Genomic DNA, 21,147 nt, shown 5'->3' on the forward strand with positions numbered 1-21,147 from the left:
GATCCCTGCCTGGCGCCTGACCACTGCGAGCCCCTCAGCGGCGCGGCGCCAGGGCGGCCACGCCGTGCAGCAGCATCGCGACGCCGGCGACGGACAGCGCGTACAGGATCACCAGCACGCCCTGGCCGTAGACCATCGCCACCAGGAAGCCGCCGACGGCGATTGACGCGCCCGACACGATGTAGACCAGGCCGCGACGGCGGTGGGCCGCCGGGTCAGTCGGCGTGGCCACCGGTTGGGCCTCAGCGCGGGCGCGGGCTTCAGCCTCCTCACGCTCGCGCTGCTGCCGAACGCGCAGCCGTTGAGCCTCGGCGCGCGCCCGCACGCTCAGATCCTGGCGGCCTTGCACCGCGTACAGCCGGCCCAGCGACTCGTACACGTCGACGTCATGGTGGCCGGCCTCGATGCAGGTCACCAGCAGTTCGACGGCCTCGTCGGGCATGCCACGCCGCTCGAAGATGCGGGCCAGCCCGATCCGCGCTGCGATTTTCTGGTCGTGCGGGCCGTCCTTGAGCACGCCGAGCCAGTGATGGGCCTCGGCCTGCTCGTTCGGAAAGCGCTGTGGCGACGATCCCATCAGGCTGGACGCCGGTCAGCTCGGCGCGTACTTCTTGCCGAGCGCCTCTTCCCAGCGCAGGTATTCGACCATGTCGGCATGGCCGCGGTCGGTGCCGGCCGGCACGATGTCATCTGGTGGGTCCATGACGCCGGTCAGGCCCCGCTCGACGGGCAGTCTGGCGGCAGCCCAGGCCCGTGTGCCGCCGGCCAGCACGGCCACGTCGTGGTAGCCGAGGTCGAGCAGCGTGGCCGCCGCCAGCGTCGCATCGACGCCGTCCACGCTCGTCACCACGATGGGCTCGGTCCAGTCTGGGATCAGCGCATCAAGGCGCGGCTCCAGCCAGCCGCGCGGCAGCCAGTGTGACCCGAGCACGTGCCCGGCCGCGAACTCGCGGCTTGTGCCGACGTGCAGCACGATGGGCGGTCCAGGGGTCTTCAGCAAGCCGGCAAGCGCCCGCGGGTCCATCGGACGAACCCGCGCCTGCGCCTCCGGCAGCCCGGCCGGGAGCTGCTCGGACGCCCCCGACTCCAGCGCTCGGCCGCTCGCCGCCCAGGCCGCGGCTCCGCCATCCAGCACCGAGACGTTCGGGAAGCCGAGCTGCCGGAGCCAGGACGCGGCGACGCCGGCCCGCGCGATGCCGTCGCAGGTCAGCACGACCGTCCCGTTCCGCACGGCGACGGCGTCGTCGCTGCGCTGCACGACCTGTCCGCCGGGAAACCACCAGAAGCCGGGGATGTGGCCCTGCTCGTACTCGGCCTGCGTGCGCACGTCGATGCAGTACAGGCTCCGACCGTCGTCGCGGGCCTGCAACTCGGTCAGTTGCTCCGGGGCCACGGTCCGCACGCCATCTTCGGCCATGATGCGGCGGGCGTAGGCCTCGGCCTGCGCGCGCGTCTCCGGGGACGGCTCGGGCAACTCCAGGCGGCGCGCGCCGGCCTCCAATTGCTGGCCGGCCAGGACCCAGCCGCTGGTGCCGTTCTTCAGCCCGACGACGTTCTGCAGACCCATCCGCTGGAGCGTGCGCGTCCCGATGATGCCGCGGGTGCGCCCGGCGCAGTTGACGACGATCTGCGCCGTCGGGCGCTCGCGCTGGATCTCGCCGATGCGGTACGCCAGCTCGCCGTTCGGGACGCTCCGGCCGCCAGGGATGCAGAACCGGGCGTACTCGTCGGGGGTGCGGGTGTCGAGGATGGTGAGATCGTCGCCCCGCGCGATGCGTGCGGCCAGCTCGCGCGCGTCGATGCTCGGGACGTGCTGCTGGATCTCGACCTTCTCGCCGAACTCCTTGCTGGGGACGTTCATGCCCCACTCGGTCGGGCGCTCGTCGGAGGCCCAGCCGTTCAGACCGCCATCCAGCACGGCGACGCGCGCGTATCCCAGCCGCTCCAGCGTCTTCGCTGCGAGTCGCGAGCGCAGGCCGGTGTCATCACAGAGGACGATCTGGGTCTGCCGCCCGGGCACCAGCTGACGGATGCGGTGCTCGATCAGCCGGCGTGGCAGCGCGGACGCACCGGGGATGTGGGCGCGGTTGTACTCGCCGTGCTCGCGGACGTCGAGCAGCGCAAGGGTCGAGCCGGTCTGAAGGAGGTGCTGGAGCGTGTCCGCCCCGATATCGAGCATGTGCGAGTCCTCGGTGGTCGGTGCTCAGTCATCAGTGGCCTGTCACGATGTCACGGCCTGCCCCTCATCTCTGATCACCGACAACTGAGCACTGACGACTCCTCTCAACAGTTATCGAACTTGCTGCTCTTGAAGTGTTGGACCTTGCCGGTCTCCAGGCTGTACTGGCAGCGGTCCAGCCCGACGAGATCCTTCCCATAGACGTGAATCTCGTAGGTTGCGCGGTCGCTGAAGTTGTCCATGGCGTGGATCTCGTCGATCTCCGGGACCAGCACGCTGACGTCCCCAGGCTTGACCAGGGTGGTACGGTCCTTCTCCAGCCGCGCGTAGTCCGCGCGGTCGCGGTCGTCCACCCGACGGTAGCGCGTCTCCTGAATCGCGTTGCCGGCCACCCCGATCATGCCCCAGGTCATGTGATCGTGCGGACCGATGTGGTCGCCCGGCCCCCACACGACCGAGCTGACGAACAGGCCCGGCCCTCGGTAGATGGCGTAGCTGCCGTGGTTCGGCCGCCGGCCCTTGCCGGACGGCACGCGGAACTCCTCGGGAATCGCGTCAGGTGTCGTGACGAGCCGCTCCAGGTAGGCCGAGCCCTTGTCGAACAGTTTCTGCTGGTCTGGCTGCGCGTCCACGAGCTCTTGCATGTCGGCGATGAACTGGTCGAGCGTGTACGTGCTGATCGCCATGCGGCCTCCTTTGCGCGCAGCCTGGCTCGGTGCCGGTCCGGTGAGCGGCGGCCTCCCCAGTATATCGCTGGCCGGGGCGCAGACGGGCCTTTCCCACGAGCGCCGCCCGGCGCGCGCCAGGCGACCTCCCAGGACCGTTCCTGAAATCTCCGTGACGCGTCCAGGGCGATTGCCTGTTCATTGGTGTCCCTGAAGCATCATGGAACGAGCGGTCGGGGACTGAAGTCCCCGCCTACAGTCACGCCGTCGCTGCGCGACGGACGCAGGGAACGGCTGGGGCTGGCGAGCCTGGAGCGTCGCGCAGCGACTGCAGGATCGTAGGCGGGGCTTTCAAGCCCCGACGCCGCCGCACGACGCGCTCAACATACGATTGCACTGGTAGCAGCATCAGGGCGATTGCATGTTGATTGGTGTACCCGAAGCATCATGGAACGGGCGGTCGGGGGTTGAAACCCCCGCCTACAGTCATTCCGTCGCTGCGCGACGGCCGTCGGGAACAGCCGTCGTCCGGTGAGACTGGAGCGTCGCGCAGCGACTGCAGGATCGTAGGCGGGGCTTTCAAGCCCCGACGAGGTGACACGACCACATCAACATGCAATCGCCCTGGGCGTACCCCTGGCGATATTGTCTTAGATCGTACTAATATACGTCACCAGTGAATGCTTGTCTCTTGTATTAGGCCTATCGAGAAGCTGTGCTCCATCGTCCTTCCCGGAGAGCCATCATGACCAGATTGATCCGCGTTCTGCTTGTCGTTGTCTGTCTGCTGCAGGCGCTACCGCGCCCGGTTGCCGCACAGGGAGCCCCGTCCGAGGCTGATGTCGCGCTGGCCTACGTCGACAACGTGGTACTGCCGACCTACACCCTGCTCGCGCAGCGTCTCACCGCGCTCAAGTCCGCCGTGGTGACGCTCAGGCAGTCGCCCACGCCAGGGAATCTCCAGGCGGCGCGGGCCGCGTGGCTGGCCGCTCGTGAGCCATGGGAGTGGAGTGAAAGCTTCCTGTTTGGGCCGGTGAGCAGCCTGGCGCTGGATCCAGCGCTGGACTCCTGGCCGATCAGCGAGGACAACCTGAAGGCGCTGCTCGCCGAGACGACGCCGCTCAACGCCGCCGTGGTCGAAGGGCTGGAGCCGGACGTCAAGGGATATCACAGCCTGGAGCTGATCCTCTACGGTGAGAAGGGCGCCAAGGAAGCCTCGGCGCTCACCCCGCGCGAGCTGGAGTACGCGCAACTGGTCGCCGAGGATATGGAGGGGATCGGTCAGACGCTTGTCGCGGCCTGGACGAGCGGCGTCGAAGGGGAGCCAGCCTTCCGCTCGGTGGTGACGGGGGCTGGCGCTGGCAACGCAGTCTACGCCAGCTCGTCCGCCGTCGTGGAAGAGCTGCTCGTGGGCATCACCGACATCCTGAACGAGGTCGCCGAGGAGAAGATCGGGCTGCCGCTCGACAATCGCGATCCGGCGCTGGCCGAGAGCTGGTACAGCCAGACCTCCATCGACGACTACCGCAACAACGTCCAGGGTGCGCTCCAGGCCTATGCGGGCGCGCTGCCGGGGCGGGCGGCGGCCACCTCCCTCCAGGCGCTGGTCAAGGCGAAGGATCCGGCCCTCGATGCCGACATCATGGCCGGCTTCCAGCGGACCCGTGCTGCCCTCGACGCCATCCCTGCACCATTCGAGCAGTCCGTATTGAACGCCGCCAGCAGTGCCCAGGCTCGGGCGGCACGCAACGCTGCCGCCGATCTGGCCGATCTCTTCGACAACGAGACGTATGCCCTCCTGATCGGGGAGCACGAGGCGCCGGATGTGGCGCCGGCCGACCAGTTGATGGAGCTTTCAACGGCGATTGACGACGCGTCCCAGGCCCTCGGGCGCGGCGATGTCGCGGCGGCCCAGACGGCGTTCCGCCGGTTCGACGATGGCTGGGGCGACGTCGAAGCGGGCATCCGCTCGGCCTCCCGCGAGCGCTACCGTGAGATCGAGAGCGCCATCGCCGAGGTCCGCTCGACCCTGCTGAAGCCGGCGCAACCCGACCGCGCGGCTGCCAGCGCCGCCCTGACAAAGCTGCGCTCGGTCATCGACACGGCGCTCCCCGAGCTCCGTTAGCACGGCGGCCAGCGGTGCCTGTGGAGGCATGACGTGAGAGGCAGCAGCGCCGTTCGGGTGCTGGTGGCTGGCCTGCTCATGCTGGTGGCTGGTGTGGGCGTCAGCCTCCCAGCCGGGCTGGCCTGGGCGGCGACGCCTTCCGACGATGTTCAGGAGCTTGTTGGCGAGGTTGACCGGGCCCTGGCGGCCGTCAAGGCCGGCGACCCCGTGAGCGCCGAGGCGGCGATCGGGCGCTTCAATGACCGCTGGCTGGACGTGGAAGAGGGTGTGCGCGCGCTCTCACGTTCCAGCTATCGGGGCATCGAAGATGCGCAGGCCGAGGCATCGCTCGCCCTCAAGGCGCGGCCAGTCGACGTGACGGCTGCCGTCTGGCAGTTGGAGCGTTTGCGGGCCGAGTGCGACGCCTTCGTCCTCGGCTACAGTGGTGCCGTCCCGTCGGCGCGGGCGACGGCGGTGCGCGCGTCCAGCGCGGCCCCGAGCCTCGCAACCGTCGTCAGGCGGCTGGGCACGGCCACGACCCGCCTGGACGCCAACGATCCCGCTGGCGCGCGCAGCGAGATCGACGCCTTCGCCCGGGAGTGGCCGGACGTTGAGGGGCTGGTCAAGGCGCGGTCGGCGCGCGTCTACACGGACACCGAGAACAACACGGCACGGGTCCGCGCGGCGCTCAATGCGCGCCCGCCGGACACGGCCCTTGCGCGCGACACCCTGGGGACGATGCAGCGCGATCTTGCGCCCATCGTCGAGTCTGGCGGGCGGTACGGCCCGTTCGACGCCGCCGCTATCCTGCTCCGCGAGGGCCTGGAAGCGCTGCTGGTGATCGGGGCGCTGCTGGCGTTCCTCCGCAAGAGCGGCAATGCCGACAAGGGGCGCTGGATCTGGGCGGGGAGTGGCCTGGCACTGCTCGCGAGCGTGCTGGTGGCGCTCAGCGTCAACGCGATCTTCTCACGGGCCAGTGCGGGGGCCAACCGTGAGCTGCTCGAAGGGCTGACGGGCCTGGTGGCCGCCGTGCTGTTGCTCTACGTCAGCTACTGGCTGCATGCCAAGAGCAGCCTGGGCGCGTGGCAGCAGTACATCCACACACGCGGCACGGCGGCCCTGGCGGGGAACAGCATGCTGTCCCTGGCCGCGCTGGCGTTCCTGGCGGTGTTCCGCGAGGGCGCTGAGACGGTGCTGTTCTACCTGGGGATCGCGCCGTCCATCGAGACCGGCGACCTGCTGCTCGGGCTGGGGATCGGGACCGCCGGCCTGGTGGTCTGTGGCGTCTTGATCCTGGGACTCGGGGTTCGGCTGCCACTGCGGCCCTTCTTCCTGGTGACCAGCGCCCTGATCTACTACCTCGCGTTCAAGTTCGTCGGGTCGGGGGTGCATGCGCTCCAGGTGTCCGGCTACGTGACGGCCACCCCGGAGCCGTTCCTCCCATCCAGTGACCTGATCGGCCTGTTTCCCACGCTGGAGACGACCATTCCCCAGGTGCTGCTGGTCCTGGCAGCAGCAGCCGTGTTGATCTGGCAGCGCCGGCAGGGCAGCCACGCGTCCGCGCCGTCGTCGCAGCTCTCCCATCATGGATGACCGCAGTCATGAGTGAACAGCCATTGCCCCGGCGCGCCCCAGTGCCTGGCCTTCAGAAGCCGTACCCCCGGCTCAACAGCCGCTGGCAGTGGCTGTTCCTGGCCGTGCTGGTGGCAGGGATCCCGTTCGTGCTGGTCGCCTCCGCCGCCGTGGCTGCGCCCGGACGCCAGCCAGCCACGCCCGTTGTGCCGGAGGATGGGCGGCTCGGCGGCGATCTCACCGTCGTCAGCCGCACATCACGGGCGTTCGGGCTGCCCGGCCCGACGTTGAGCGCCGAGGAGCGCGCCCTGTTCCTGACCGGCGATACCGCGTTTGAAGCGACCTTCGTGGCCGGCGCGGCCCCGACCAACAGCGGCCTCGGGCCGCACTTCAACAACGCCTCGTGCGCCGGCTGTCATGTCGGGGACGGCCGCGGGCAGCCGGTGGTCGGGAGCGGCGCGCGGCGGAGTCAGGCGCTGGTGCGGGTGAGCCTGCCAGCGGGAGCGCCATACGTCCCCGGTGGCCCGGCCGCCGTGCCGGGGCTTGGGACACAGGTCCGCGATCATGCCACGTTCGGCGTTCAGCCGGACGCGGGCGTGGCGCTGCAGTGGCAGACCGTTGACGGCCAGTACGCCGACGGCACGCCGTATCAGCTCCGTACGCCGAGCCTGACGATCACCCTGCCAGACGGGACGCCGCTCGGCCCCGAGGTGCTGCGCTCGCTGCGGGTCACGCCGCCGAGCTTCGGGCGCGGCCTCCTGGAAGCTGTGCCCGAAGCGGCCATCCTGGCGCTGGCCGATCCTGAGGATCGTGATGGCGACGGCATCTCCGGCCGGCCGAACTGGGTCTGGGATGTCCCGAATGCAGAGCGCCGATTGGGGCGGTTCGGGCTGAAGGCGAACGTGGCCGGCCTGCCGCAGCAGGTGGCCCAGGCCTACAGCGAGGACATGGGCATCACCAACCCGATGTTCCCGGCCACGGACGGCAGTACGGAGATCGACCAGAGCACGCTCGACGCCGTCATCTTCTACGTCCGCACGCTGGCAGTGCCGGCTCGTCGGACGCCGTCTGCCGAGGCCCGCGCGGGCGAGGCGCTGTTCGTCGCGGCCGGCTGCACGGGCTGTCATACGCCTTCCGTCCAGACGGGACCAGGCCCGATACGCGCCCTGGCGAACCAGACGATCTACCCGTACAGCGATCTGCTGCTGCATGACCTGGGCGCCGAGCTGGCCGATGGCCGCCCGGACTTCGAGGCGAGTGGGACGGAGTGGCGAACGCCGCCGTTGTGGGGCATTGGGCTGACCGAGACGGTTGCTGGTGCGTCCTCGACCTTCCTGCACGACGGCCGGGCCCGCTCACTCGACGAGGCGATCCTCTGGCACGGCGGCGAGGCTGAGGCGGCGCGCAACTGGTTCGTCCAGGCGACGGCCGAGGAACGCGCCCGCCTGATCGCCTTCTTGCGCTCACTCTGAGCGGTCACCTGATGCACCTGGCGTGCGTGGGGAGTGCTCTGTGACGAGACGTGTATGCGTTGAGCCTGTCCTACTGTAGGGGATCAGCAAACGTACACGTATCAGAATCTCCAGCCAACATCGTGAAGGAATTCTTCCCAGGTCAGGCAAGGGACACCGAGATCGTCACACACGTCGGGGATCTTCTTCCTGCCCGAAGGAGCCCTCCGACGTCGCTCATCAGTTACGACTTTGCCACCGTTCAAGTACGCGAGGGCGATGAGATAAGGATCTGCCTTGTCGACCTGGCCTGTCGGATCAACAAGATCCTGACCATGGACAAGGACGTCTTGAAGCGCCTGTTGGAGCGGAACATCGAGCGGAACGAAGAGTCCGTCGTATCCCTTCAGCGTTGCATCGAGGCCGTCTCTCACTGAAAGGCGCTCCACCTCGGCCAGCACTACATCTGGGCACCGGAGACTGCCGCTGACGACTGCTGCCGCGATTGCCTCCCACAACTGCACGAAGATGTCGGGAGGGCAGCCGCGCCGGATATCTATCCATACGCTGGTATCAAATACATACAAGGGAGTGGGCCGCGCGAGCACGCTAGAGTCCCAGCCGGTCCGCCATCTCAGCGAAGTGCCGTGCCTTCACATCGAGGTAGTCGGAGGCATCCTTGATGCTGATTTGCTTGCGCTCTAGAGCGCCCAGGACAAGTTGGCTAAACCTCCGACCATTGTTGCGGATCGCTAGCACCGTGTAAGGTGGCCCACCGGTTGGCCGCGAGGTTTCCGACGGTGGAGATACGTAGGCTGCGCGATACTCGCCCAGCTTTCTGTTCACAAAGCTGCGAGGCACCATGTTCAACTCGGCTAGGCGAATGACTACCACCTCTCGGCTCACGAAGTGGGCTGAAGCGATGCTGGCGATCTCTGACTCTGCTGCCTCGCCTTCATGAACTCGCGACAAGCCCTCTGCATCTTGCAGTAAGGTATTGCCTGGTAGCAAGATCGCCCCCGCCACTCGATTGCAGAAGCCTTCTACGCCCGAGTCATTCTCGACGGACGTGGATGTAGCCGCGACCAACCCGCATACGCCGCCCTCTCGGATCATAAGATGCACTAACTCATGCATCAAAGTGAAGATCCGGGCTGTTGCGGCATCAGCTCCATTGAGGATGATGATGGGCAGACGGTCCCCGCTGATCGAGCAACCACGCATCATGCGGACAGGTATGCGTGATACTTGGCAGACCAGGATGTCACGTGCTTCGATTCGCTCTATCCATCCAGCAAGCGCCGCTTCCGCGGTCTTTGGTGGAATGGGTGTGAGCGAGGCTTCGAGCCACTCTCTCGCCTTGGATGCAACCATTTCTGGGTCTTCGGTGACTTCTGCATGCAGGGTGAAAGGCTTCGGTTCGATGCCCGACTCAGCGAGGAGCCGCAGCGCAATTTCGCGTCGACGGCGGGCACGCCGCAACTCAAGCCGGAGTGTGGGTGAGATCTCAACTGATTCGTCGGCCGTCAGTCGCCGAAAATCTCGTGCAAGTGGCTCGGGAGCCGGCGGGTGGGGCAGGAAGAATGCCGCTAGCGGACGCTTGTATACGCGGGCAGCGTCCCGCAGTTTTGCAAGGGTGAGTTGACTTCGACCTTGCTCAGCATCAGCAAGCTTCGATCCGTCTTTGAAACCAAGCTTGTGAGCGGCCTCGTCAATTGAGTATCCGGACGCTTCTCGTGCCCATACCAGCAACTCTGGACGGACAACTGCTGGCACGCTTGCGGGCATGAGGGTAGCCGAGACCTCGAAATGTCTTCACAACCGTGCAGAGACGGCAAGTGAACTCGAACAGGGCGCAGCGACTCACATCAAAGCCTGTCCAGGCGATGGTAGGCTAGGCTGGGCCTCTGTGTCCATCGGAATTGTGCTACGGACAGGTGGCGCGCCTTAGTTTTCGAGTTGGTCCCAACGAACTCTCAGTTCCGTCTCTCCCCCAACCCCTGCCGCGTGGGCCACAATGCAGGGGCGATGTTGTGGGGTAGGAAGGGAGTCACCGTCATGCCGAAGCTTGATCTTCCAAGGCGCACGCTGGGGCGCACTGGTCTGGACGTCACCGTGCTCGGCTACGGCTCGATGGAGATGCGCGGCGTTCCACGGGGCCGCGACGTGACCGACGAGCAGTCCGAGCGGATCCTGAACGCCGTGCTGGACGCCGGCATCAACTTCATCGACACCTCGATCGACTACGGCCTCGCCGAGGGCCGCATCGGACGGTTCATCGGGCGTCGGCGCTCCGAGTATTTCCTGGCCTCGAAGTGCGGCTGCCTGACCGGCGAGCTGCTCGATAACCCGCCGCCCGCGAAGGCTGGATCGAGCCAGCCACACGTCTACACGCCTGAGAATATCGTGCGTGGGGTCGAGCAGAGCCTCCAGCGCATGAACACCGACTACCTCGATCTCGTGCAGTTCCACGGCTCGCCGTCGCGGGCCCAACTGGAGGAGCATGGCGGCCTCCAGGCGCTCCGAGAGCTCCAGCGGCAGGGCAAGGTCCGCTTCATCGGCATCTCGGGCACCCTCCCGAACCTGCCAGAGCAGATCGCGATGGGTGTGTTCGACGTGTTCCAGATCCCGTACTCGGCGCTGGAGCGCCAGCACGAGCTGCTGATCGAGCAGGCATCCGCCGCCGGGGCCGGCATCATCATTCGAGGCGGCGCGGCCAAGGGCGGCCCAGGCAAGGAGCAGGGCGCATCGTGGGACGCCTGGCAGCAGGTCGGCATCGACGACTTGCTGGGTGGGATGTCGCGGATGGAGTTCGTCCTCCGCTTCACGATCACCCACCCCGACCTTGACACCACCATCGTCGGGACCATCAACCCCGCGCACCTCGCCGATAACGTCCGGGCACTGCTGGCCGGGCCGCTCCCACACGACATCTACGCCGAGGCCAAGCACCGCCTTGCAGAGGCCGGCTCGGAGCCGGTCGCGATCCCGGCCACCTGATGGCTCCCGCGTAGTCGCTCGGAGCAGCCGCGAGGATCGCAACGGGTCGTGGAACGAGCCTACCCCATCCCCGTCATCCAAGCGACTGTGAGCCGGCCCCGTCATCCCGACCGAAGCGAGGAACGAGCGAAGTGGAGATCTTCCTCAGGCCCCGTGCATCGTCGTTCCGGGAAGATCCCTCGACTGCGCTCGCACGCTCGCTCCGCTCGGGATGACGGGGTAGTGGCGCGGGGTCGCTCCGCTCGAGAGGACGGACACGGTGTCAACATCGGCGTGGTGACGTGCTTGCCCGTGTGCCGTGTCAGACCGGGGCCGGCGTGGCGGCGGATCAAGCGCACCTGGCGGCCGGGCTACAGTATCCCCAGCCGTCGCTGGCCCATCGCGGAGCCGCCGGCGGCCTGGGAGAGTATTGATGCGCGTGATGTTGGTCGGCACGGGCGCCATCGCCTACCGGCATGCGGCGGCCTGCCGTGACCTGGACGGCGCTGATCTGGTGGCCGTCTGCGACGTGCGGCGCGAGGCCGCCGACGCCCTGGCTGACACCTTTGGCGTCGAGAGCCGCTACACCGATCTGAACGTTATGCTCGGGCAGGAGCAGGCGGACCTTGCGATCATCGCGACCTGGGGCCTGTACCACGCCGAGTTGGTGGACAGGCTGTCCGCCTCCGGGAAGGTTCGCGCCATCCTCTGCGAGAAGCCGTTGGCAATGGACACCGCCCAGGCCGCTGAGATGGCCCGGCTGGCCCAGGAGCGCGGCGTCCTGCTGGCCGAGGCGTTTCGTCTGCGACACCAGCCGATCCACCACCGGGCCATCGAGATTGTCCGCTCGGGCGGCATCGGCGAGGTGCGCCACGTCCGCAACGCCATGATGTCCGTCACCGCCGAGGAGGATCGCGATCCGCAGAAGAACTGGCGGTTCAACAAGGCCGTCGGCGGCGGCGTCACCTACGACATCGGCTGCTACTGCATCAACCAGTTGCGCTGGGCGCTCGACGCCGAGCCGGAGACCGTCCAGGCCATCGGCACCTGGGGGCCGACCGGCGTCGACGAGCACGTCGTGGCGATGGCGACCTTTTCCGGTGGCCGAACGGCCGAATGGTGCGTCTCCTGGCAGGCCGGCCCGCGCCACGTCGCCGAAGTGATGGGCAGCGAAGGCTCGCTGCGGATCGAGAACGCCTGGGGCGACAACCTCGGCACCGCCACCACGCTGGAGATCTTCGACCGTAAGCGCAACCGCACCGTCGAGACCTTCGAGCCGACCGACCAGTTCTGGCTGCAACTGCAGCACATGCAGGACTGCCTGGACAACGGCGTCCCACACCGGCTGCCGCCGGAGAACAGCATCGCGCAGATGCGGGTCATCGACGCCGTGTACGCCTCGCTGGCGTCGGGCCGCCCGGAGCCGGTGGCACGATAGTTGCCGTGGGCTGGCCGGGCTTCCGGAGGCTGCACATCGCTTCAGGAAATCTTCAGCTTTCTCGCCGCTGGAGTTCAGCCTCCGCGCACCATCATAGGCGTGTCCCGCTTCACTCCCTGCCAGTGCGCTCTGCCCAGCGCTGGCAGGGAGTGTCTCGCGGGCGGCCACCCTGCTGGCTCGGAAGCGCATGATGACCGTTGTTCGCCATCCTCTTCGCCGCCCCTGCCGCCTGCCACGGCTGTGTGGATGATGCGCGCCCTTGCCGCGCCTTGCACGGCCCGTCAGCGGCCGGCTATCGTCCGCTCGCGCCGGGGGCACGGGAGCGTGAGGGGTGGCTGCGTGCATCCTGGCGGCACGCTGCTGTGGGTTCGGCGCTGAGCAGATGGTCTTCCCCCCACACACAAGACGCGGACGCGCGTCGGCGTACCTGAGCTAACCGAGGCGATCCATGGCTACCGCTGTCCTCTCGCGTATGCGCCCCCGGCGACCCGGCCGGCTCCCTCCGATTGGCCGTCGCTGGCTGATCCTGCTTGTGCTGATCGTGCTGGGCGTGGTCGCCGGGATCATCTGGTGGCAGTACACTCGCTCGCAGACCACCCGCCCCAACTACCAGTCGTCCGAGGTCAACCGCGGCACCCTCCGCACCACCATCGCCGCGACGGGCCCGATTGCCAACCCGACCAGCGTGCCTGTCAGCTTCAAGAATGCTGGCAAGCTGGTGGAGGTCAACGTCTCCATCGGGGACCGCGTCCAGCCCGGGCAGATCCTGGCGCGCCAGGACACCGGAGATCTAGAAACCGCGGTCCGGCAGGCCGAGGCCTCCTACGAGCAGGCCCTGGCCAACGAGCGGCAGGTGCGTGAAGGCCCGCGCGATGAAGAGGTCGAGCAGGCGAACGCCACGCTCGAAGGGGCGCGCGTCAGCCGCGAAAGCGCCGTCCGCAGCCTGGAGTCAACCCAGGCCAGCGCCGCGACGGCCATCACGGCCGCCGCCGCCGACGTAACCTCTGCGCGCGTCGATCTCGAAGGCGCGCAGAGCTCGCTGGCCAGCGCCGTCGAGCAGCGCGACACGGCCCTCGCCAGCAGCCAGCAGGCCGTCGAGAACGCCCAGGTCTCGCTGGAGAACGCCCGCGCCGACTACGAGACGGCCGTCACCCAGGCCAGCATCGCCAACGCCGAGGCCCAGGTGGCCGTGGACAGCGCCCTCAACGACGTCGCGGCGGCGAAGGCGAGCCAGGCCGCCACCACCGATGTCGGCACACAGAACGGTGTCAGCGACCGTGTCTCCGTCGAGAACGCGCGGAAGGCGCTGGAGAACGCCCAGAAGGAGTTCGAGGCCCAGAAGAGGACCACCGAGCGCGAGCTGACCGTCCAGCGGCGGCAGCGCGATCAGGCCAGGGTCAGCGTGCAGTCCGCCGTCTCGGCGCGGCAAGAGGCCTGCTCTGGCAGCGGCAACAACTCCACCGCCTGCAACTCCGCCAAGCGCAACGAGAACGAGGCCCGCGCCAGCCTCCGCACCTCCGAGGCCCAGCTCGATCAGGCCGAGGCCTCGGCGCGGCAGTCCGTCACGTCGGCCGCCTCCTCGGTGACCAGCGCGCAGAGCGCCGTCCGCACCGCCGAAGCCAGCATCAACACCGGGCTTGCCAGCACGCGCCAGTCGCAGACCACCTCCCAGAACTCGGTGCAATCGGCCTCGGACGCGCTGAAGGCCGCGATGGTCTCGGCCGCCAACACCAAGAGCCAGAGCGTGTCGAACGTCGCGCAGGCGAAGTCGTCCGTCGATCAGGCGGACTCGACGCTGCGGACAGCCCAGAAGTCGCTCGAATCGACACGGGCACAGCAGCAGGCCAGCGTCACCCAGGCGCAGAACGCCCTCGAACAGTCGCGGGTGGCGCTGCAACGGGCCGAAGCGTCGCTGGCCAACACCCGCGCGGGCCAGGCCGGCACGGTCCAGAGCGCCCAGAACACCCTCAGCCAGCAGGATGCCGCGCTCAGCTCGGCCCAGGCCGCTCACGCCGTCAGCGTCGCGCCGAGCCGCCAGACGGAGATCGACCAGGCGGCCTCGGGCACCCGACAGCAGGCCGAAGCGCTGGCGACGGCCCAGCTCAACCTCAACTCGGCAACCCTGTCCTCGCCGACCGAGGGGACGGTCTCCAGCATCAGCGGCGTCGTCGGGCAGTGGGTCAGCGGCTCGGGCTCCTCGAACACCAACGGCACATCCTCCAGCTCCACCTCGGCGACGGCGGTCTCCTCCACCGGCGCCACCAACGCCACCGGCGGCTTCATCACCCTGACCGAGGTCGGTACGCTCCAGGTGACGCCCCAGGTCAGCGAGGCCGACATCGGGCGGATCGCGGCGGGGCAGGGGATCACCTTCACGGTGACGGCGTTCCCCGGGCGGACCTTCACCGGGCAGGTGCTCGCGATCCAGCCCGTCGGCCAGACCGTCTCGAACGTGGTCGTCTACAACGTCATCTGCCAGGTGGACAAGACCGACGCCCGCCTGCTGCCGGCCATGACGGCGACCGTGAACATTATCGTCGAGCAGCAAGACGACGTTATCCTGATACCAACGTCGGCGATCTCCTACGCTCGCTCGCAGACAGGGACGGCAGTCACCCGGACAGCCTCGCCCACCCCGAGCGGGCAGACGGCAGGCGCTGGCGGCACGCCGTCGACGGTCCTCGTCTTGCAGGATGGGCAGGCAGTCCCGACGCGCATCCAGATCGGGAGCAGCGACGATCAGAATACCGTGGTGCTGAGCGGCCTCAACGTGGGTGACCGGGTCATCACCGGCCAGAGCGTGGCCGCCCCCACCAGCAGCGGCAGCAGCCTGTTTGGCCCCAGCCCGAAGCCCGGCGGTGGTGGCGGCAATCAGGCCAAGCCCAGCAACACCGGCGGCGGTGGTGGCGGCCCGCCACCGGGCGGCCCGTAGCCGTCCAGCGAGCAGCCAGCAGGCGCTGACGGACCAGCAGGCTCGACAGGCACCAGGACAGGCAGCAGGCGAAGAACAGAGGCTCCAGATGTCAGACGAGCGCGCAACCAGCACCATGTCGGCGGTGGCCCCCCACGGGGCCGCCGCTGACGCGCTGGACGACGCCCCGACGCAGGTCGCGCCCATCCATCGCGAAGGGCAGCCGGTCATCGAGGTGGCAGACCTTCGCAAGGAGTACCACATGGGTGACACCGTGGTGGCGGCCTTGCGTGGCGTGGCGCTCAAAGTCTGGGCCGGCGAGATGGTCATGGTCATGGGGCCGTCCGGCTCCGGCAAATCCACCTTCATGAACGTGATCGGCTGTCTGGATCGCCCGACGGCCGGCTCCTACAAGCTCGACGGCGTCGAGGTCTCCTCGCTGGCCGGCAACGAGCTGGCGGACCTTCGGAACCTCAAGATCGGGTTCATCTTCCAGGGCTTCAACCTGCTGCAGCGTACGGATGCCATCGGCAACGTGATGCTGCCGATGATGTACGCCGGCGTGTCGCCCCGCGAGCGCGAGGAACGGGCGATGGCCGCGCTCGAAGCGGTCGGGTTGGCCTCACGGGCGCACCACCGGCCGAACGAGCTGTCGGGCGGCCAGCAGCAGCGCGTCGCGATCGCCCGTGCGCTCGTCAACGCCCCCAGCCTGATCCTGGCCGACGAGCCGACGGGGAACCTGGACAGCAGAACCAGCGTCGAGGTTATGGCGATCCTGCAGCGGCTCAACGCCGAGGGCGCCACCATCGTGCTGGTCACCCACGAGCCGGATATCGCGGCTCACGGCACCCGGAACGTCGTGTTTCGGGATGGGCACGTCATTCAGGATCGGCTCGTCGAGAAGCCGCTCCAGGCCGAGGCCGAGCTGGCATCCTGGCAAACGACGGAGGACTGGTGAGCATCGCAACTCCCCCCGCAACCCCTGCTGCTGCCGCCGCTGCTCCGCCGTCTACCCCATCGGCGGTCTCGCCCACGATGCGGGCGGCGTTCGAGGCCCTCGCCAAGCGCCCGACACGCCGCCCTGGCACCCTGCGCTTCACCCAGAGCATCCCCTCGGCCCTCGAAGCGCTCCGCGCGAACAAGGGCCGCGCCATCCTGACCACCCTCGGCATCGTCATCGGCGTGGCGGCTGTCATCGCCATCGTGGCCCTCGGGCAGGGCTCGCAGGCGTCTGTCACGTCGCGGCTGGCCGGCCTGGGCACCAACGTGTTGACCGTCTCACCGGCCAGCGCGCGGTCGAGCGGCATCGCGGCCGGCGCCGGCACCGGCAGCTCGCTGAAGCTGCCGGACGCAGACGCGATCGAGGACATCAACGGGGTGGTGGCCGTCAGCCCGATTGTCCAGGGCAACTCGCAGATCATCGCCGGCAACCAGAACTGGCAGACGCGCGTGCAGGGCGTCCGCGCCAACTACCAGCAGATCGGCAACTGGGAGCTGGCCACGGGCGGCTTCTTCACCGAGGCCGACGATGCCGCCGCGCGGAACGTCGCGGTGATCGGGCAGACCGTCGCCACCAGCCTGTTCAGCCGTCCTGAGTCGGCGGTCGGCCAGTACATCGTCGTCAGAAACATCCCGACCATCGTGGTCGGCGTGCTCGCGCCGAAGGGCAGCGGCTTCGGCGGTGACCAGGACGACGTGGTCTTCGTGCCGTTCAACATGGCGCGCGTGCGGCTGTTCGGGGCGGCCTCGCTCAACTCGATCAGCATCCAGGCGGAGGATGCCGACTCGATGACGCGCATCACGACCGAGATGACGGCGCTGCTGCGGAGCCGCCATCGCCTCCAGCCGAGCCAGTCGAACGACTTCAACATCCGTAACAACAACAGCCTGGTGGAGACGGTCACCAGCGTCAGCCAGACCATGACCTACCTGCTGGGTGGCGTGGCGGCGGTGTCGCTGGTGGTCGGCGGCATCGGCATCATGAACATCATGCTGGTCTCGGTGACGGAGCGGACCCGCGAGATCGGCATCCGGATGGCGATAGGCGCGCGCGGCAGCGACATCCTGGCCCAGTTCCTGATCGAAGCGATTGTGCTCTCGATGTTGGGCGGGATGATCGGGATCGTGGTCGGGATCGCCGTCGCCTACGGTGCGAAGGCCGTGGCCGGCTGGGCGATTGCCGTGCCGCTCTGGTCAATCGCCCTGGCGTTCGGGTTCTCGGCAGCGGTGGGCATCTTCTTCGGGATCTACCCGGCGCGGAAGGCGTCGAAGCTGGACCCGATTGACGCGCTGCGCTACCAGTAGGGCGCGAAGCGTGGTCATCGTGCAGAGCGGGGCAGCTACCCTATGACCGTGACCACCGAGCGCCCAGACACTGTCAGAAACACCGTCGAGCCGGTCAGGCGGGCGCTGCGGCCGGCCCCGGACCTCCCGACCCTCGCCCCGAAGACCTGGCTGGTGGGACATCTGACCGAGAGCGCGCTCCAGAGTCCGCCGTGGGCCGTCGAGCGGTCCGGACGGGGCTACATCCAGATGGGCGAGCTGGCCTACCTCGTTGCGGAGCAGGCGACGGGCCAGCAGACCGTCGAGGAGATCGCGCGGGCCGTCTCGGAGGCGCAGGGCCGGCCCGTGAGCGCCGGGGACGTGCAGGCGCTGATCGACTTCGTGCTGATCCCGCGCGGCGTCCTGGCCGACCCAGCGGACGAGCCGGCCGAGGAGTGGCTCGGCGCAGTTGATGCAGCCGAGGCCGCGGAAGAAGGCCCGTCCGGGCTGGCAGCCACTGGACTGGCCGCGACCGGGCTGGCCGGGCGGCAGCGACGTGGCGCCGGGCCAGGGCGGCGCGCGCCCGGCCCGCCCCGCGAGATCGTCGTCGGGCCGCGAGCGCTCGAAGCCGTGGCGTCGGTGCTGATGTGGCTGTTCTGGCCGCCGGCGATGCTGGTCGTGGCGGGCATCAGCGCCGCCATGCTCTTCTGGTTGTTCGTGTTGCACGGGCTGGCGCAAAGCGTCGTGGCCGTCCTGGTGCAGCCGCTGCTGCTCGTGCCGGTGGCGTCGCTCGCGGCGCTGGCCGTGGCGGTCAGCCCGCTCGGCCCGATGGTGGCGCTCTACGGCGGCGGCGGCGCCATCGAACGGCTCCGCGTCAGGCCGAGCCTCCTGCGTTTGCGCCTCGTGGTGGACGTGGACAACGACTACGGTCTCTCGCGGTGGGCGCGGCTGATCGTCAACCTGAGCGCCGTCTATCTCCAACTGGTGCTCGCGCTCGGGTTGTGCCTGCTGGGGAGCATCACCGGTTGGGAATGGCCGTATCTCTCGGTGGCCCTGCTGACGCTGAACATGCTGCGGCTGCTGGCCCCCTTCGGACGGCCCGAGGCGGACCGGCTGCTCTCCGACGTGCTGCTGGTTCCGCACCCGCTGCGGTACGCCGGCCAGTGGCTCGGGCGGCTTGTCCCGAAGCTCGCCGGCGATGGGGAGCCGTTGCCGCCGCTCAAGCCGTGGGGTACGGCCACGATTGTCGCGTTCCTCGTGGTCTCCGTGCTTGGCGTGTGGCAGGTCGGGCTGGCGTTCCTGTGGGCCACCCCGACGCTGCTCACGACGCTCGCCGAAGCCATCCTGGCGTACCTCGGCAGCCTGTTCGACGCGGTGGGCTCCCGCGATCCATTCCTGTTCGTCGTCTCGTTCGTGAAGGGGACGGTCCTGCTGCTGGCCGCGTTCGTGCTGGCCGTCAGCGTGCTGGTGGGGCTGCGCCGGGCGCTGGCCGACCTCTGGCGGTGGGGTGCAGACAGCCCGGCCCGGCGGCGCGCCGTCCTCGGCGGACTGGTGATATCAGCCCTCCTGCTGACGATCTTCTGGCTGCCGGTCAACCTCACCAGCCCCGGCCGCGTGGCGCTTGACGAGCCGCCGCGCTCGCTGGTCGGGACGCCGTGGGCCTCCCTGACGCCGTCCTCGCGCGGGGCGCTCGGAGACGTGCCGCGGTAGCCCTGGCCAGTCTGCCCGCGAGTCTTCAGCCCCGACGTCTTTCCCTGGGCACGGACCTGGAGACGACCTCAAGAAACCGCTCATGCAGCGTGGGGTCTGTCAACCTGAGACAAGCTCTCATGGTCTGATGGTTCAACCAGGTGACTGATGGCAGATGCACAGTAATGCGAGCGAAGTCCTATGACATCCTGAGCTTGCGAAGGACCTCACCCGCATACCGTCAACGCTCGCATCAGCGGGTGAGATCCTTCGTTTCGCTCGCAGGCTCGCTTCACTCAGGATGACACGATTGCTCTCGTGCAGCGCTCTGAATCTGTCATCTGTCGCTCTGTTTCAATGGTCCACCCAGAAGCCCCACTGCCGTTCAGAGAGGACGCCATCCGCACCGCGAGCGTCAGCGAGTCGGACCTGCGACCATGCGGGTCCACTCGCCATGCGGGTCCACTCGCCATGCGGGTCCACTCGCTGACGCTCGTGGTACGGAAGCGCGACGCGTGCCAAACTGAACGGCATCGCCCAGAAGCCCTGTGTGCGTGAGAAGGGGCCGGGCGGTGAGGCAGGGCGATTGCACGTTGAGCGGGTCGCGCAGCGCCGTCGGGGCTTGAAAGCCCCGCCTACCATCCTGCAGTCGCTTCGCGACGCTCCTGGCTCACCTGTTGCCGCTGCTCCCGGCGTCCGTCGCGCACGACGGAGTGAGTGTAGGCGGGGGTTTCACCCCCCGACGGCGCGTTTCACGGCGTTGCGGGAACATCAACGAATGTGCAATCGCCCTGGGCGGTGAGGGCGTTCCCGTGCCGGTGGTCAGTGATGCCTGTGCCGGCCGTCAGGGCAGGCCGTGCAGCCAGCGCAGGCTGAACAGCCCGGCCGCCACCATCAGCAGCGTCCCGGCCGCGCTCATGAGGGCCGTCACCTCGGTCTTCTCCTCGTTCCAGCTAACCTGCGTGCTGATGCTGGAGTAGATGCGCTCCAGGTCCGCCGACTGCGCCGCGTAGAAGTACTCACCACCCGTCGTCCGGGCGATCTCCTGCAAGCTGCGCTCGTCGAGGTCAGCCGGGGTGCCGCCGCGCACGCGGACGTTCGAGTTCCGCTGCCCCATGCCGACGGTGTGGACGGTCACGCCGGCCTGGGCCGCCCGTGAGGCCGCCTGGGCTGGCGGCTGCCCGGCCGAGGTCGCCCCATCTGAGAGCAGGATGACCGTGCCGACCAGCGGCTCGTTCGCGGCGGCGTTGCCAGCCTGGGAGCCAGCCTGCTGGCTGCCGGACTGCGCGCCGGGCTGCTGGCCGCCAGCGCCCTCGGTTTGCCCGCGCCGGAGCACCTCCAGGCCGAGCGCCAGCCCATCGCCGATGGCCGTCCCGCCCTCGGCCTGGAGCGTTCGCAGGGCCGCCAGGACCGCCGTATGGTCCCGCGTCAGCGGCGCGACCACCTGGGCACGATTCGAGAAGCTGACCAGCCCGACCTTCGTGTTGGCCGGCAGGGCTTGAATGAACGAGAGCGCCGCCTGCCGCGCGGCCTCGATGCGGGTTGGCTTCAGGTCGGAGGCGGCCATCGAGCCGGACACGTCGAGCACCAGGACGATGGACGCCTCGTCACGCGGGACGGCGATGACGGCGCTCGGGCGGGCGAGGCTCACCAGCAGCGCCCCCAACCCGAGCAGGAACAGCAGCGGCGGGAGGTGTCGGCGCAGGCCCGGCCGCCGCCCAACGACCTCCTTGAGCAGCGCCAGGTTGGTGAACCGCAGGGCGTAGGCCCGGCGTCGCCGCTGGGCCAGCAGGTAGAACCCGAACAGGATCGGGAGGAGGACGAGACTCCAGAGCAGCAGCGGCCACTCGAAGGTCATGGGGGCTCTCCAAAATGGGACAGGGACAGGGAAGCGGCG

The 21,147-nt window shown here is 68.5% G+C and carries 15 protein-coding genes; 9 read left to right on the forward strand and 6 right to left on the reverse strand.

Translation table 11 applies throughout. The annotated features are described in order from the left end of the window. Positions 1-34 precede the first annotated feature (34 nt). The 3 genes from IT306_12110 to IT306_12120 all read right to left on the reverse strand — a co-directional run bounded on the left by IT306_12110 (position 35) and on the right by IT306_12120 (position 2,865). The gene (locus IT306_12110; protein MCC7369163.1) at positions 35-577 is read right to left on the reverse strand and encodes a hypothetical protein; all 543 of its coding nucleotides are present in this window, start codon (positions 575-577) and stop codon (positions 35-37) included. 15 nt (positions 578-592) lie between these two features. After that, the gene (locus IT306_12115; GenBank protein ID MCC7369164.1) at positions 593-2,179 is read right to left on the reverse strand and encodes a sulfurtransferase; all 1,587 of its coding nucleotides are present in this window, start codon (positions 2,177-2,179) and stop codon (positions 593-595) included. Between the two features lie 104 nt (positions 2,180-2,283). After that, positions 2,284-2,865 carry a hypothetical protein gene (locus IT306_12120; protein ID MCC7369165.1) on the reverse strand — a complete coding sequence of 194 codons (582 nt, stop codon included), beginning with the start codon at positions 2,863-2,865 and terminating at the stop codon, positions 2,284-2,286. 724 nt (positions 2,866-3,589) lie between these two features. Between IT306_12120 and IT306_12125 the strand changes: the two genes are divergently transcribed. Genes IT306_12125 through IT306_12135 form a run of 3 tightly spaced genes read left to right on the forward strand, consistent with a single transcriptional unit; the run spans position 3,590 to position 7,992 of the window. Further along, on the forward strand, positions 3,590-4,969 hold the full coding sequence (locus IT306_12125) for a peptidase M75 (GenBank protein ID MCC7369166.1): 1,380 nt from the start codon (positions 3,590-3,592) through the stop codon (positions 4,967-4,969). A 33-nt stretch (positions 4,970-5,002) separates the two neighbouring features. Next, positions 5,003-6,541, forward strand: a complete 1,539-nt coding sequence (locus IT306_12130) for an FTR1 family iron permease (protein MCC7369167.1) — start codon at positions 5,003-5,005, stop codon at positions 6,539-6,541. Positions 6,542-6,549: 8 nt separating this feature from the next. Further along, the gene (locus tag IT306_12135) at positions 6,550-7,992 is read left to right on the forward strand and encodes a c-type cytochrome (GenBank protein MCC7369168.1); all 1,443 of its coding nucleotides are present in this window, start codon (positions 6,550-6,552) and stop codon (positions 7,990-7,992) included. Between the two features lie 101 nt (positions 7,993-8,093). Here the strand turns inward: IT306_12135 and IT306_12140 are convergent, their stop codons facing one another. Then, positions 8,094-8,579, reverse strand: a complete 486-nt coding sequence (locus IT306_12140) for a DUF4411 family protein (protein ID MCC7369169.1) — start codon at positions 8,577-8,579, stop codon at positions 8,094-8,096. Between the two features lies 1 nt (position 8,580). Continuing rightward, positions 8,581-9,759: an ImmA/IrrE family metallo-endopeptidase gene (locus IT306_12145; GenBank protein MCC7369170.1), complete on the reverse strand. Its 1,179-nt coding sequence runs from the start codon at positions 9,757-9,759 to the stop codon at positions 8,581-8,583. A gap of 345 nt (positions 9,760-10,104) precedes the next feature. Here IT306_12145 and IT306_12150 point away from each other — a divergent pair, with 345 nt between their 5' ends. The 6 genes from IT306_12150 (at position 10,105) to IT306_12175 (ending at position 19,271) form a co-directional block, all read left to right on the forward strand. Next, positions 10,105-10,971, forward strand: coding sequence for an aldo/keto reductase (locus IT306_12150; protein ID MCC7369171.1), 867 nt, complete (start codon positions 10,105-10,107; stop codon positions 10,969-10,971). Positions 10,972-11,383: 412 nt separating this feature from the next. After that, on the forward strand, positions 11,384-12,388 hold the full coding sequence (locus tag IT306_12155; protein MCC7369172.1) for a Gfo/Idh/MocA family oxidoreductase: 1,005 nt from the start codon (positions 11,384-11,386) through the stop codon (positions 12,386-12,388). A gap of 448 nt (positions 12,389-12,836) precedes the next feature. Next, positions 12,837-15,320, forward strand: coding sequence for a biotin/lipoyl-binding protein (locus IT306_12160; protein ID MCC7369173.1), 2,484 nt, complete (start codon positions 12,837-12,839; stop codon positions 15,318-15,320). A 115-nt stretch (positions 15,321-15,435) separates the two neighbouring features. Further along, a complete protein-coding gene (locus IT306_12165) occupies positions 15,436-16,257 on the forward strand; it encodes an ABC transporter ATP-binding protein (GenBank protein MCC7369174.1) in 822 nt (273 codons plus the stop codon). Positions 16,258-16,334: 77 nt separating this feature from the next. Beyond that, a complete protein-coding gene (locus IT306_12170) occupies positions 16,335-17,603 on the forward strand; it encodes an ABC transporter permease (GenBank protein ID MCC7369175.1) in 1,269 nt (422 codons plus the stop codon). 42 nt (positions 17,604-17,645) lie between these two features. Continuing rightward, on the forward strand, positions 17,646-19,271 hold the full coding sequence (locus IT306_12175) for a hypothetical protein (protein ID MCC7369176.1): 1,626 nt from the start codon (positions 17,646-17,648) through the stop codon (positions 19,269-19,271). 823 nt (positions 19,272-20,094) lie between these two features. Here the strand turns inward: IT306_12175 and IT306_12180 are convergent. Beyond that, complete coding sequence (locus tag IT306_12180; protein ID MCC7369177.1) at positions 20,095-21,108, reverse strand: VWA domain-containing protein; 1,014 nt, start codon at positions 21,106-21,108, stop codon at positions 20,095-20,097. Positions 21,109-21,147: the final 39 nt, after the last annotated feature.

The sequence above is a fragment of the Chloroflexota bacterium genome, assembly GCA_020850535.1.
Classification (GTDB): Bacteria; Chloroflexota; UBA6077; order UBA6077; family JACCZL01; genus JADZEM01.

Excerpts from the sequence above, each read along its gene's own strand:
- IT306_12180 (MCC7369177.1), bottom strand. The coding sequence starts at position 21,108 with ATGACCTTCGAGTGGCCGCTGCTGCTCTGGAGTCTCGTCCTCCTCCCG.
- IT306_12170 (MCC7369175.1), top strand. The coding sequence starts at position 16,335 with ATGCGGGCGGCGTTCGAGGCCCTCGCCAAGCGCCCGACACGCCGCCCT.
- IT306_12125 (MCC7369166.1), top strand. The coding sequence starts at position 3,590 with ATGACCAGATTGATCCGCGTTCTGCTTGTCGTTGTCTGTCTGCTGCAG.
- IT306_12115 (MCC7369164.1), bottom strand. The coding sequence starts at position 2,179 with ATGCTCGATATCGGGGCGGACACGCTCCAGCACCTCCTTCAGACCGGC.
- IT306_12145 (MCC7369170.1), bottom strand. The coding sequence starts at position 9,759 with ATGCCCGCAAGCGTGCCAGCAGTTGTCCGTCCAGAGTTGCTGGTATGG.
- IT306_12150 (MCC7369171.1), top strand. The coding sequence starts at position 10,105 with ATGGAGATGCGCGGCGTTCCACGGGGCCGCGACGTGACCGACGAGCAG.
- IT306_12120 (MCC7369165.1), bottom strand. The coding sequence starts at position 2,865 with ATGGCGATCAGCACGTACACGCTCGACCAGTTCATCGCCGACATGCAA.
- IT306_12135 (MCC7369168.1), top strand. The coding sequence starts at position 6,550 with ATGAGTGAACAGCCATTGCCCCGGCGCGCCCCAGTGCCTGGCCTTCAG.
- IT306_12155 (MCC7369172.1), top strand. The coding sequence starts at position 11,384 with ATGCGCGTGATGTTGGTCGGCACGGGCGCCATCGCCTACCGGCATGCG.
- IT306_12160 (MCC7369173.1), top strand. The coding sequence starts at position 12,837 with ATGGCTACCGCTGTCCTCTCGCGTATGCGCCCCCGGCGACCCGGCCGG.
- IT306_12175 (MCC7369176.1), top strand. The coding sequence starts at position 17,646 with ATGACCGTGACCACCGAGCGCCCAGACACTGTCAGAAACACCGTCGAG.
- IT306_12165 (MCC7369174.1), top strand. The coding sequence starts at position 15,436 with ATGTCGGCGGTGGCCCCCCACGGGGCCGCCGCTGACGCGCTGGACGAC.
- IT306_12110 (MCC7369163.1), bottom strand. The coding sequence starts at position 577 with ATGGGATCGTCGCCACAGCGCTTTCCGAACGAGCAGGCCGAGGCCCAT.